This window comes from Bifidobacterium pseudolongum subsp. globosum, assembly GCF_004155535.1.
Taxonomy (GTDB): domain Bacteria; phylum Actinomycetota; class Actinomycetes; order Actinomycetales; family Bifidobacteriaceae; genus Bifidobacterium; species Bifidobacterium pseudolongum_C.
Genome location: NZ_RYUH01000006.1, coordinates 87689 through 99232 on the forward strand (window position 1 = coordinate 87689; position 11544 = coordinate 99232).

Below are 11544 nucleotides of genomic sequence, written 5' to 3' on the forward strand. Positions count from 1 at the left end.
CATACGTGAGCGCGGTCATGGCTGCGGCCTTCCCTGCACGGCGATGATCGGCCCCTCGTTCTGGGCGGCGAGCACGCGCACCGCATCATCCGCCGGCATCGCGACCGGCGTGACGTGCATGCCGGTCGCATCGTCGAGATGAGCCGCCGCCATTACCACCGCCTGTGCGCTCAGCGTGCACAATGTGGTCTCAGGTTCGTCGCACCCCACCACGGACGCCAGCTGGATGCTCGTGCCGGTGGGGAAGGGCTCCTGCTGGTCGCCGAGGCGCACGTCGATCACCGTATGGCCTTCGGGCACCGTTGGGCGCGTGCCCACCATCGACGGCAGCAGCACCTCGCCCGCGCCCACATCCACTTGGGCGAGGGCATCCACGGCGTCGCTCGTGGCGTGCAAGGCGCCGCGCAACGCCGCATGGTCCGGCACTTGTTCCAACCGCACATCCGCCGCGGTGATGATCGTGCCGCGCGCGATGCCGCGCTCCGCCACAACGACCGGCTGCGTGGCGACGGCGGACAGCACACATTCGAGCGCGCAAATCACGCCGAGCGCCGCGCACACCGCGGCAAGCAGCCGGCGAGTGCGCCGCTGCATAAGCCGCCCGTGCGGCGTGCGCGCGAACCACGACCGTGCACCGTTCTGTTCGCGCTGGGTCCGCGCGTGCATATGAAACAAGGTCACCATGTGCTCCATGATGACCTTGTGCGCGCATGGGCGCCATGCGCGTGCGGGTGGTGTGGTCGGACGGCCCGGTTGGCGTGTCGCATGTGGATAACCAGACCGGTAACACCCGCGATTGTGGATGCGGACGCGGGTATCCACACGTCTGTGGACGGGGCCTCACGAACGGGCCGCCGCAGCCTTACTTCGACGACCCCTTGTCGGTGCGGTAGAACCCGCTGCCCTTGAACGTGATCGGCACGGCCGAATACACCTTGTGCACCGTCTCATGCCCGCACTTGGGGCATGTGGTGATCGGGGCATCGTCAAACGACTGGTGCTCGGTGAAGTCATATCCGCACTCTTTGCAACGGTAATGGTAGACAGGCATGCTGCTTCCTCTGCTTTCCTATGCGTTTCGCTGTTCGCGTTGAGCAATGCAACTGGTCATATCCTAATACCGGCCTGCCCTAGCCAGTATTCCGCCCCGCGCGCAGCCGCACACCTTGACCAACCGCACCGCCCACTACAGCACCTCGAGCCGCTCCGGCGTCAGCACCGCGTTCACCGGCACATCGTGCGCGAGCGCTGGCACCGGCTCATCCACGAATTCCCATGGCCAGCACACGGCCACGAGCGGCGCGCCAAGCCGCCGCCATGCGAGCGCGCGGTCGTACCACCCGCCGCCGCGGCCGAGCCGTGCGCCGTGCCGGTCGACGCGCAGCGCGGGCAGCACAATCAAATCGCATGCGCCGAGCGCGCTGGCCTCGAGCGCCGGCCCGCTCGGCTCGTCGGGCCGCAGCGTGCCGTGCGCTGGCTTCTCCGCATGCCGCAGTGTGCGCAGATCGCTCGCGTCAACTGCGGTCCATCCGATTTGCGCGCCACTGCCGAGCCGTGGCACGAGCGTGCGCACGCCGCGCTGCGCGAACAGCGCGAGCAGCGGCATCGTGCTGATCTCGGTGCCCATCGAAACATAGCAGGCGGCGGTGCGCACGCCGCCCAGCAGCGCCGACCCGTCGAGCAGCGCCGCGCATCGCTCGCCGGCCTGCGTGCGGGACCGCGCATGCGCGCGCCGCCGCGCATAGGCCCGTTTACGTTCCGCCTGCTTGTGTTCCATGATCGCGCGCGCCACTTCGTCGTCCGGTTCGCCGCGCGTCTGCCCGTCCTGTGCCATGCTGCCGTTCTACCACATGCCTTGCGCGCAAATCCGGGGCGCCGCTGCGCGCGTACGGGTGCTCCGTGCGAGAATGGGAACCGTGTCTGTATTGGAATCACTGCGTGCGGCACTGCGCCGCCCCACCGAAAACAGCCTGAGGACCCCGCTCGAACTGCATGCGCCGGCCGGGGCGACCCCGCTCGTGTTGCGCACGATGACCGTGCGCGACGAGCAGGAGTGGGACGACGTGCGCATGCGCAACACCGACTGGCTCGAACCGTGGGAGTCGAATGATCCGATGCGCCACCGGCTCGTCACCTTCCCGCAGTGGATCGCCATGCAGCGGCGCGACGAACACAACGGCGACGCGATCGTGTTCGTCATGGTGCTCGACGGTGCGATCATCGGGCAGATTTCGCTCGGCGCCATATTCCGTGGCGCGATGCGCACCGGCATCATCGGCTACTGGATCGACGAACGCTATGCCGGGCGCGGCCTGACGCCGCTCGCCGTGGCCATGGTGTGCGATTGGGCGCTGCAGATGCCCACCGGCCCGCGCCTGCACCGCATGGAAATCGACCTGGTCCCCGAGAACGAACGCTCGCGCGCAGTGGTGCGCAAAGTGGGCGCGCGGTACGAAGGTGTGAAGAAACGGTACATGTATATCAATGGCATCTGGCGCGACCATGAATCATACAGTCTGCTCGCAGAAGACGCACCGCAAGGGTTCGTGCGCCGTCTGCTGTTCGACACGCCCAGCGAAAAGCCGCACGAGTTGTCCTAAATTCATTTATTCTTGAAGATTATGGAGTACGAATCACTGAGCACAATAGTTGTTTTGGTGATTATCGGCATCATCATGGCGGTGTGGTTGCCCAAACGGACTGTCAACGGCATGAAACAGGTGGTCAAACATCGGTCGGACCGGTATTCTTCTTCGCTGCACTTGGTGAGTGAGGAGAGCGGCACCCGATTCTCCGATGTGCGTACACCGCAGGCGAAAGGGGCGATAATGCCAGCGACACAAACGGATCACGAGAAGAACCGTGCCTATATTGCGCAGGTGCGCGGGCTTCGTCGTGCCGCCGCGCGCCGCCGCCGCTGGCTCGCCGGGGGACTGCTCGCCGCTGCGGTCGTGGTGCTCGTGCTGGCGATTGCACTGCACTTCAGTCCGTTCTATGCGCTGATTCCGGCCGCATTGTGCGCCGTGGTGTGCGCGCTCGGCGTGCGCGCGTCGAAGCAGGCGCGCGCGTGGGAAGCCAAGATGGCGGCCAAGGAGCGCGAACGCAAACGCAAGACCGCAGCCGCGGCCAAGCGCGCCGCCAAGCAGCGCGCGCAGCAGGCCGCGGCTCAGGCCGCCGCCGCGCCGCGCGAGGAAGACGCGCGCACCGACGTGCTGGAACAGCGCGAGATTCGCCGCGCGCTGCATCAGGGCCGCATCGAGCAGCAGGAGGCGCTTGCCCGCCGGCAGGCCGAGCAGGCGGCGGCGCAGTCCGCGCAGCCGGCTGCCGCGAAGTCCGCTGAACAGCCCGCGGTGGTGTCTGAGGATCACCGGATGCACGCGCAGCTCGTGGTGCGCGACCATGACACGGCGTATCCGCTTGACGAAACGAACGAACTGTCGCGCGTCTCGCCGGCCTCCGCCGTCGACGCGTTCGACATGGCCGTCAACCAGGACCTCATCTCGTTCTCGCTCGGTTCGCCGCGCAACGGTGTGGAAATCGAGCAGGACGAGGCACTGAGCCTCGAGATCAAGTCCACACGGCAGGTGGCGAAGGCCACGCCGCGCACCGTTGAACCCAATGCCGAGCCCGCGCCCGCTGCGGGTGATGCGGCGGAGCCGGCCGAGGAGAGCGGGCAGACGGACGCCAAGGCCGTTCAGCCGAACCGCGCCGCCGTGAACGATTCGGTCGCGTTCCACGAGACCGAGGCCTCGGCCACGGTGGAGGCGCCGGACGAGACGTCCGACTCGCTCGGGTCGAGTTTGGAGACGATCTTGGCGCGCCGCAACGGGTGACCTGCCGCAACACGTCGAAACCAGCTGGAAACGGCTGGTTTTTTTGTTGCCGTTGCTGGGTTTTCTCTCAAAGCGTTAGCACTCAAGTTGGCAGAGTGCTAAAAACCGCGCTAGGATAGGCAACTAGCGCAAAGGAACAGCGAGGCAAGTGTTTCGTCAGCCGCCTGCAGCACCGTTCCCGAGCGGGCATGATTCGATTACCGAATGGAAAGAGGTTCGCTGTGTCGTTCCCACTGAAGCCACTGGAAGACAAGATCATCGTCAAGCAGGCGGAGGCCGAGACCCAGACCGCATCCGGTCTGTATATCCCGGACAACGCCAAGGAGAAGCCGCAGCAGGGCGAAGTCCTGGCTGTCGGCCCGGGTCGCCGCGACGAGAAGGGTGAGCGCATCCCGATGGACGTGCAGGTCGGCGACAAGATCCTGTACTCCAAGTACGGCGGCACCGAGGTGCACTACCAGGGTGAGGACTACCTAATCGTCGCTGCGCGCGACGTGCTGGCGGTGCTTGCCTGATCGGGCCGCATACCGACATGGTGTGTCAGGCGGGGTGCGCCGGGGAGACCCGGTGTGCCCCGCTTTTTCGTTGCAATGACTGGGTTTCAAGGTGCTTGTCATGGTGCGACACGCCGACACTTGCCAAAAGTTAGCGGTTCGTGGCATACTAGCCAAGTTGCCGGTTGAGGCCTCAACCGAAAACGATGGCGGATTTCCCAAGCGGTCAAAGGGAACTGACTGTAAATCAGTCGCTTCGTGCTTCAGTGGTTCGAATCCACTATCCGCCACGCCTCGATAGCTCAGTGGTAGAGCACTTCCTTGGTAAGGAAGAGGTCGTGAGTCCGATTCTCACTCGAGGCTCTCTGGCGGGATAGCTCAGCTGGCTAGAGCGTACGACTCATAATCGTAAGGTCAAGAGTTCGAGTCTCTTTCTCGCTACTAAGGTCGGGGGACCGGCCAACGAACTAACACAAGAGGTGAATCCAATGGCAAGCAAGAGCGCCGACATTCGTCCGGGCATCACGCTGGCATGCACCGAGTGCAAAGAGCGTAATTACATTACGACCAAGAACCGTCGTAACACTCCGGACCGTCTTGAGCTGAAGAAGTTCTGCCCGCGCTGCGGCAAGCAGACCCTCCATCGCGAGACCCGCTGAGCTCACTAAGCTTATTTCAAAACCCGACCACACGGTCGGGTTTTTTGTTACTGTGGGCAGTATGACAACATTCGCTGAACTCACCACTATTGCAGTTGGTGGCAATATTGATCATTTCGTAGAACCCACAACCCGCGTCAGCATCATCGAAGAGGTGGAACACGCCGACTCCCACGGCATTCCCGTGTGCGTGATCGGCGGCGGGTCCAATCTGCTCGCCTCCGACGCCGATTTCCACGGCCTCGTGCTGCGTGACGCGCGCCGCCTGATCACCGTGCCCGATGAGGCGGCGCCGGTGGAAAGCGATGACCGCACCGTGCACGTGACCGCCGAAGCGGGCTGCAACTGGGACGATCTGGTGGACTTCTGCGTCGACCGCGGGCTCGAAGGCATCGAAGGGCTTTCCGGCATTCCGGGCACCGTGGGTGCGAGCGTTGTGCAGAACATCGGCGCGTACGGCCAGGAGGTCGCCTCTTCGGTGGAATCCGTGGAGGTGTGGGACCGCGAAGACAAGAAGACGAAGACGCTGACCAACGTGGAGATGCAGTTCGGCTACCGCTCGAGCCTGCTCAAGACCAGCATGTACAAGGCGCCCGGCGTGCCGAACGACGAATTCTACCCGTCGCCGCGCTATATCGTGCTCTCGGTCACGTTCGCGCTCACCCACACCGAGGAAGGCACCGTCAACTACGCGCAGCTCGCGTCCGCGCTTCAGGTGAATCTCGGCGACCGCATGCCGATCGGCAAGATTCGCAGCGCCGTGCTCGGCGTGCGCGCCGGCAAGGGCATGCTCGAGGACGCCACGCGCTACCGACTGCCCGTCATGCAGGCGTGCAAGCGCGAAGACCAGATCGAGCGGGCGATCGAGGCGCAACAGCGGTTCGTCAACACGCATGACGCGCCGGCGGATGTGGTGGACGAGCAGATGATGGCGGTGACCGGCCAGAACGAAGACGTGAACCGCCACAGCTGCGGCAGCTTCTTCATGAACCCGATCGTCAGCCAGTCGATCGCCGACCGTCTGCCGGACGACGCGCCGAAATACCCGGCCACACTGCCCGACGGCTCCACCGGCGTCAAGCTCTCCGCCGCATGGCTCATCGACCACGCCGGCTTCCACAAGGGCTACCGTGTCAGCGACGGCGCCCCGGCCGCGCTGTCCGACCTGCACACGCTCAGCATTACGAACCGTGGGGGAGCCACGTGCGCCGACATCGTCAAGCTCGCCGACGCCATTCGCGAAGGTGTGCAGAAACAGTACGATGTGACGCTCATCCCCGAACCCGTGCTGGTGGGCGCGGTGATTGACTGACCTGCCTCTACTAGCACACACATGCAGCTGGGTGGTTTCCAGCTGAAAGTGAACAGGAATCCGGCGGCGCCGTATGATATGCAACATATCCGGCGCCGCCTTTTTCTAGGTATGCCAAAAGCTTGAACAACGCCGGGAGAAGATAGCGAACATGCATTGTCAAGCAGGGAAAAGGCACGAACGTGCAGATATTCAGAACAAAGTCCGTCGAACAGACCATCGCGGAAACCAATGAGACGGGTCATGCACTCAAACGCAATCTAGGCTGGTGGGATCTGGCCGTCATGGGCGTGGCCGTGGCGGTGGGCGCCGGCATCTTCTCGGTTGGCGCCGAAGCGGCCGCCTTCCACGCGGGACCGGCCGTCATCGTCAGCTTCATCATCGCCGGCGTGGTGTGCGGCGCGGCCGTCATGTGCTACGCGGAATTCGCGTCGATCATGCCGGTCGCCGGATCCGCTTACACCTTCACCTATGCCGCCATCGGCGAGATCATGGCGTGGATCATCGGATGGGACCTCATCCTCGAAATGCTCATGGCCGGTTCGGTCATCTCGAAATACTGGGGCGTGTACCTCAACGACTTCATGCGGCTCATGGGCCTCAACTGGAACACGAACCTCAGTTTCGGTGCCTTCCACATCGACATCGCGCCGATCATCATCGTCGGTTTCTTCACCGCGCTGCTCGTGTTCGGCACCAAGGTCGGCGCGCGCGTGGACGGCGCCATGACAATCCTCAAGATCGGCATCGTGCTCTTTGTCGTGGTCGTCGGGTTCTTCTACGTCAAGTCTGCGAACTACACGCCGTTCGTGCCGCCGAGCGAGCCGGCGAACCACGTGCAGCACGGTGAGCTCGGCGGCAGCATGGCGCAGCCGTTGTGGCAGTGGATGACGCACATGAAGCCCACCATCTACGGGTGGAGCGGCGTCATCTCTGGCGCGGCGCTCGTCTTCTTCGCGTTCATCGGATTCGACGTGGTGGCCACCGCTTCGGAAGAGACCAAGAACCCCAAGCGCAACGTGCCGCTCGGCATTGGCGTGGGCATGCTCCTCGTGATCGTCATGTACGTGCTCGTGGCCGTCGTGACCACCGGCATGGTCTCCTACAAGCAGCTCGCGAGTGTGGATAGCCCCTCGCTCGCCACCGCGTTCGAACTCGTGGGCGCCGACTGGGCCGCCAAGATCATCAGCTTCGCGATCGTGCTCGGCCTGGCCACCGTGGTCATGGTGCTGCTGCTCGGCCTCACGCGCGTCGTGTTCGCCATGAGCCGTGACGGCCTGCTGCCGCGCGCCATGTCGAAGACCGGCGCACACGGCACGCCTGCCAAACTGCAGATCGTGGTGGGTGTGATCGTTGCGCTTGTGGCCGCATGCTTCGACATCAGCGTGCTCTCCGACATGGTCAACATCGGCACGCTTTCGGCGTTCACGCTTGTGGCGCTCGCGATCCCGATCATGCGCAAGAAGCGCCCCGATCTGCCGCGCACGTTCAAGATCCCCGGCAACCCGTGGGTGCCGCTCATCGTGGCCGCGGCGAACCTGTGGCTCATGCTCAACCTGACCGTGCTCACGTGGATTCGGTTCCTCGTGTGGCTCGTGCTGGGATTCATCGTGTACTTCGCATACAGCTACAACCATGCACGCCTCGGCACCGGCGAACTCGACGCCGAACTCGAACGGTTCGACAAAGAGGAGCGCCTCAGGCAGCTGGGTGAAACGAAGACGCGCCACGACTGAGCCGCGGCGCACTGGCGCCGAACGCCAATCGGCGGTAGTCTGGTAGACGATTTTGCAAGGAGGACACCATGGCCTATGTGATTGCGCAACCCTGCGTGGACGTCAAAGACAAGGCGTGCGTAGACGAATGCCCCGTCGACTGCATCTACGAAGGGCTCCGTTCGCTCTACATCAACCCCAACGAGTGCGTGGACTGCGGCGCATGCGAGCCGGTCTGCCCCACCGAGGCGATCTTCTACGAGGACGATCTGCCCCCGGAGTGGGAATGGTACAAAGACGCCGCCGTGAGCTTCTTCGCCGAAGTCGGTGATCTGGGCGGCGCCCAAGCGGCCGGCCCAATCGGCAAGGACCCCGAACGCGTGGCCGAACTGCCCCCGCAGAACGTCGCGTGAGCCTTTGAACAAAGGAGCGTGAATGGGATTCCACAGCTACTCCTCGCCGTATGACTGGTCGCGCGTGGCGCAATACAAGAACACGGCGCGGGCCCACGCAGGCGGCATGGTCGACCTGTCGATCGGGTCTCCGGCCGACCCCGTGCCGCAATCCGTGCGCAGTGCGCTCACCGATGCAGCCAACAGCGCCAACGCCTACGGGTATCCGGCCACCGCCGGCACCCCCGACCTGCGCGCCGCCCTGCACGAGTGGTTCCGTACGTGCCGCGATGTGGAGCTCGAGGCCATCGGCGCCGACGTGGTGCCGACCGTCGGCTCCAAGGAAGCTGTGGCCCTCATGGCGTCGTTGCTGCATGTGGGCGAAGGCGACGTGGTGGTGCAGCCCGCGGCGTCGTACCCCACCTACGAGATCGGCACGCAGATCGCCGGCGCCCGCATACAGAAAGTGGACGACGTGGCCGACGTCGATTCGTGGGCGCACCTCGACGGCGTGAAGGCAGTCTGGGTCAATTCCCCATGCAACCCCACCGGACAGGTCATCGACGCCGCCGGCATGCACCGCATCGTCGACGCCGCGCGCAAGATCGGCGCTGTCGTGCTCTCCGACGAATGCTACGCGCTCATGGCGTGGAACGACACCAACGACGCGCCCGAAAACCGCGAAGCCTCAATCGAATCGTCACCGTGCGCCCTGCGCGCGGATGTCTGCGGCGGCGACGCCTACGGCGTGCTCGTGTTGTATTCGCTGAGCAAACAGTCGAACATGGCCGGCTACCGCACCGCGTGCATCGCCGGCGACCACACCCTGGTGCGCGCCATGACCGAACTGCGCAAACAGATCGGCCTGATCGTGCCCGGCCCCGTGCAGGCGGCGATGGCGGCCGGCCTGCGCGACATGGCAGCCGCACGCGAACAGCACAACCGCTACTACAGCCGCCTCAGCACGCTCGTCGAGGCATTGCGCGCCTACGGATACGGCGCGCGCATGCCCCAAGGCGCACTCTATATCTGGGTGCGCGCGCTCGGCGACGACTGCTGGCAAGACATGGGCCGCCTCGCCGATCTGGGCATTGTGCCCAGTCCGGGCGAATTCTACGGCGCGCCCCAATACCTGCGCTTCTCCGCCACCGCGAGCGACGCGCAGATCACCGAAGCGGCCGAACGCCTGCGCGCGGCGCTATAGACCCAGCCGCGCGCTGTTCTTGCCGAACTTGCCGCGCACGGCGTCGAGCGCCTGCTCGGCGCCACGCATGCGCTGCGCGGCGGTGGTGCGCTCGGGCGATGCCTCCTCTTCGAGCAGATCGTCAAGCGTCGGCTGGATCACCGTGCGCTCGCGCTCGCTCAGCCGGCTCGCTGACATGCCCGCCAAGCGGATCGGCGTCGTCAGGCGCGTGAACGCGGCGCCGGGAGCCACGCCCATCATGCCGCGCAACAGCTGCTCACACACGGGGTAGAGGGCGCTCGCCGCGTCGGTGGGCTGTTCGACCGTCAGCGAGCGCGTCATGTACCGCAGGTCGGGGAAGCGCAGTTTCACCGTCACGGTGCGCGCCATCAGTCCGCGTTTGCGCAGACTGCTCGCCACGGTGTCGCAGCAGTGGTGCAGCAGGCTGAGTGTTTCGCGCGCGCTCGTCACGTCGTGCACAAAGGTGTGTTCCGACCCGATGGATTTTTCCGGTGTGACCGGCACGACCGGTCGCTCGTCCACGCCGCGCGCCGTGTTGTACAGATGCACGGCCTGGGCGCGCGAGCCGGTGATGCGCTCGAGGTCGGCGGGCGTGAGCGCGGCGAGCTGCCGCACGGATTCGACGCCCCACGTGTGCAGGCGGCGTTCGAGCGCGGGCCCGATGCCCGGGATGGCGCGCAGTGGCATCATCTGCACAAAGGCTGCGTGTTGGCTTGCGGGGATGAGCAGCATGCCGTTCGGTTTGGCGTTCGTGGAGGCCATTTTCGCCACGAGTTTGTTGCATGCCACGCCCACTGAGCAGGTGATGTGGAATCGCGCGGACACTTGTTCCCGCAGCCATGCGCCGATGCGCGTGGGGGAGTCCCAGCGCAGCAGTGCGCCCGAGACGTCCATGTAGCATTCGTCCACCGAGACCTGTTCGATCGCGTCGGTGACCTGGCTGAAAATGTCGGTGAAGATCTGGCGTGAGACCTGACGGTAGTAGTGGCCGTCCACTGGCAGGAACACGCCGTCTGGGCACAGCTGATGCGCGCGGGCGGCTGCCATGGCCGAATTGATCCCGTATTTACGTGCCTCGTAGTTCGCGGCGGAGACGACCGCGCGCGGGCCGGTGCCGATGATGACCGGTTTGCCGGCGATCTCGGGGTGACGGGCGATTTCGAGCGAGGCGAAGAACGCGTCCATGTCGATGTGCAGCATCGTGCAGCCGCGCTCATCGTGCCCCCAGTCACGATTCGCGGCAGCGTTCCGTGGTGCGTTGCTCATAGGTGCCATGGTACCTGAACATTTGTTCGAATGGAAGTTGGGGTGTGGCGGTGTGTGGAGGTGGCGGCAAGGCAGGTGGTAGCGGGGCGGTGAGGTAGTGACGTGGTGGTGTGGTGGGTAGTGCGAGGCGTGATAGGTGGAGTGGTATGTGGCACGTGGTGCGTACTGCTATATGGATGTGTGACACGCGTGTTGTATTGGTCGGTGAAGGCTGCTATACTCAATTGCTGTTGCTCTTTGAGCAGCGTGGAGTCATGCCTGAGCGGCCGAAAGGGGCACCCTGCTAAGGTGTTAGTCGCGTTAGCGGCTCGAGGGTTCGAATCCCTCTGACTCCGCGACTAGGGTTTTGCGCGTGTTCGCAAAACCCTTTTTTCATGCCGAGACGCTTACTGCCGCAAGGCCAATCGAGCAGTGTGGCTGATTTCCACAAATAAGTGCCCGCTGCCCATATGCACCCTTCATAGAGGTGAGATGAGTGCGCGCCTTTCAGCAGGGTCTACCGGTCCTATTTGTCCGAAAAATTGTTGCCGCGCCGTGATTTCGGGGTTATACGCCAAAATGTGTGTCCTTTTGACTAGTTGCTGTCTTGCCATGGCGTGCTCCTGTGGAAGTCGTTCCATTCGATGCCGGTGCCGTATCGCTGCGGCATGCCGGTCTGGTCGTGCATGG

12 protein-coding genes and 4 tRNA genes are annotated in these 11544 nt (G+C 64.4%); 12 read left to right on the forward strand and 4 right to left on the reverse strand.

Going from position 1 to position 11544, the window contains the following annotated elements; genetic code table 11:
- Window positions 1-15: 15 nt before the first annotated feature.
- The 3 genes from PG2093B_RS01950 to PG2093B_RS01960 all read right to left on the reverse strand — a co-directional run bounded on the left by PG2093B_RS01950 (window position 16) and on the right by PG2093B_RS01960 (window position 1834).
- Complete coding sequence (locus tag PG2093B_RS01950; RefSeq protein ID WP_165369677.1) at window positions 16-684, reverse strand: SAF domain-containing protein; 669 nt, start codon at window positions 682-684, stop codon at window positions 16-18.
- Window positions 685-862: 178 nt separating this feature from the next.
- Complete coding sequence (locus PG2093B_RS01955) at window positions 863-1051, reverse strand: FmdB family zinc ribbon protein (protein WP_026643522.1); 189 nt, start codon at window positions 1049-1051, stop codon at window positions 863-865.
- Between the two features lie 135 nt (window positions 1052-1186).
- The gene (locus PG2093B_RS01960) at window positions 1187-1834 is read right to left on the reverse strand and encodes a 5-formyltetrahydrofolate cyclo-ligase (protein WP_129896911.1); all 648 of its coding nucleotides are present in this window, start codon (window positions 1832-1834) and stop codon (window positions 1187-1189) included.
- 82 nt (window positions 1835-1916) lie between these two features.
- Here PG2093B_RS01960 and PG2093B_RS01965 point away from each other — a divergent pair, with 82 nt between their 5' ends.
- The 11 genes from PG2093B_RS01965 (at window position 1917) to dapC (ending at window position 9609) form a co-directional block, all read left to right on the forward strand.
- On the forward strand, window positions 1917-2600 hold the full coding sequence (locus tag PG2093B_RS01965; protein ID WP_165369678.1) for a GNAT family N-acetyltransferase: 684 nt from the start codon (window positions 1917-1919) through the stop codon (window positions 2598-2600).
- Between the two features lie 228 nt (window positions 2601-2828).
- Entirely contained in the window at window positions 2829-3833 is a 1005-nt protein-coding gene (locus PG2093B_RS01970) for a hypothetical protein (protein ID WP_431520206.1), read from the forward strand.
- 221 nt (window positions 3834-4054) lie between these two features.
- Window positions 4055-4348 carry a co-chaperone GroES gene (groES, locus tag PG2093B_RS01975; protein WP_022858911.1) on the forward strand — a complete coding sequence of 98 codons (294 nt, stop codon included), beginning with the start codon at window positions 4055-4057 and terminating at the stop codon, window positions 4346-4348.
- 187 nt (window positions 4349-4535) lie between these two features.
- Window positions 4536-4617 (forward strand) — tRNA-Tyr (locus PG2093B_RS01980).
- A 1-nt stretch (window position 4618) separates the two neighbouring features.
- Window positions 4619-4690 (forward strand) — tRNA-Thr (locus tag PG2093B_RS01985).
- Between the two features lie 4 nt (window positions 4691-4694).
- Window positions 4695-4768: transfer RNA gene (locus tag PG2093B_RS01990), tRNA-Met, on the forward strand.
- Between the two features lie 47 nt (window positions 4769-4815).
- Window positions 4816-4986 carry a 50S ribosomal protein L33 gene (gene rpmG / locus PG2093B_RS01995; protein WP_022858912.1) on the forward strand — a complete coding sequence of 57 codons (171 nt, stop codon included), beginning with the start codon at window positions 4816-4818 and terminating at the stop codon, window positions 4984-4986.
- A 61-nt stretch (window positions 4987-5047) separates the two neighbouring features.
- Entirely contained in the window at window positions 5048-6298 is a 1251-nt protein-coding gene (locus tag PG2093B_RS02000) for an FAD-binding protein (RefSeq protein WP_129896914.1), read from the forward strand.
- Window positions 6299-6480: 182 nt separating this feature from the next.
- Complete coding sequence (locus tag PG2093B_RS02005) at window positions 6481-8034, forward strand: amino acid permease (RefSeq protein ID WP_129896915.1); 1554 nt, start codon at window positions 6481-6483, stop codon at window positions 8032-8034.
- A gap of 68 nt (window positions 8035-8102) precedes the next feature.
- Window positions 8103-8426, forward strand: coding sequence for a ferredoxin (fdxA, locus tag PG2093B_RS02010; RefSeq protein WP_129896916.1), 324 nt, complete (start codon window positions 8103-8105; stop codon window positions 8424-8426).
- Window positions 8427-8448: 22 nt separating this feature from the next.
- Window positions 8449-9609, forward strand: coding sequence for a succinyldiaminopimelate transaminase (dapC, locus tag PG2093B_RS02015; RefSeq protein WP_129896917.1), 1161 nt, complete (start codon window positions 8449-8451; stop codon window positions 9607-9609).
- Here the strand turns inward: dapC and dinB are convergent.
- Window positions 9604-10875, reverse strand: a complete 1272-nt coding sequence (dinB, locus tag PG2093B_RS02020) for a DNA polymerase IV (protein WP_129896918.1) — start codon at window positions 10873-10875, stop codon at window positions 9604-9606. The genes dapC and dinB overlap by 6 nt on opposite strands.
- A gap of 248 nt (window positions 10876-11123) precedes the next feature.
- On the opposite strand from dinB, the gene PG2093B_RS02025 reads away from it, so the two are divergent.
- A tRNA-Ser gene (locus tag PG2093B_RS02025) sits at window positions 11124-11210 on the forward strand.
- Window positions 11211-11544 lie beyond the last annotated feature (334 nt).

Coding starts and splice junctions, on each gene's coding strand:
- PG2093B_RS01950 (WP_165369677.1), bottom strand. CDS start 684: ATGGTGACCTTGTTTCATATGCACGCGCGGACCCAGCGCGAACAGAAC.
- PG2093B_RS01955 (WP_026643522.1), bottom strand. CDS start 1,051: ATGCCTGTCTACCATTACCGTTGCAAAGAGTGCGGATATGACTTCACC.
- PG2093B_RS01960 (WP_129896911.1), bottom strand. CDS start 1,834: ATGGCACAGGACGGGCAGACGCGCGGCGAACCGGACGACGAAGTGGCG.
- PG2093B_RS01970 (WP_431520206.1), top strand. CDS start 2,829: ATGCCAGCGACACAAACGGATCACGAGAAGAACCGTGCCTATATTGCG.
- rpmG (WP_022858912.1), top strand. CDS start 4,816: ATGGCAAGCAAGAGCGCCGACATTCGTCCGGGCATCACGCTGGCATGC.
- PG2093B_RS02000 (WP_129896914.1), top strand. CDS start 5,048: ATGACAACATTCGCTGAACTCACCACTATTGCAGTTGGTGGCAATATT.
- fdxA (WP_129896916.1), top strand. CDS start 8,103: ATGGCCTATGTGATTGCGCAACCCTGCGTGGACGTCAAAGACAAGGCG.
- dapC (WP_129896917.1), top strand. CDS start 8,449: ATGGGATTCCACAGCTACTCCTCGCCGTATGACTGGTCGCGCGTGGCG.
- dinB (WP_129896918.1), bottom strand. CDS start 10,875: ATGAGCAACGCACCACGGAACGCTGCCGCGAATCGTGACTGGGGGCAC.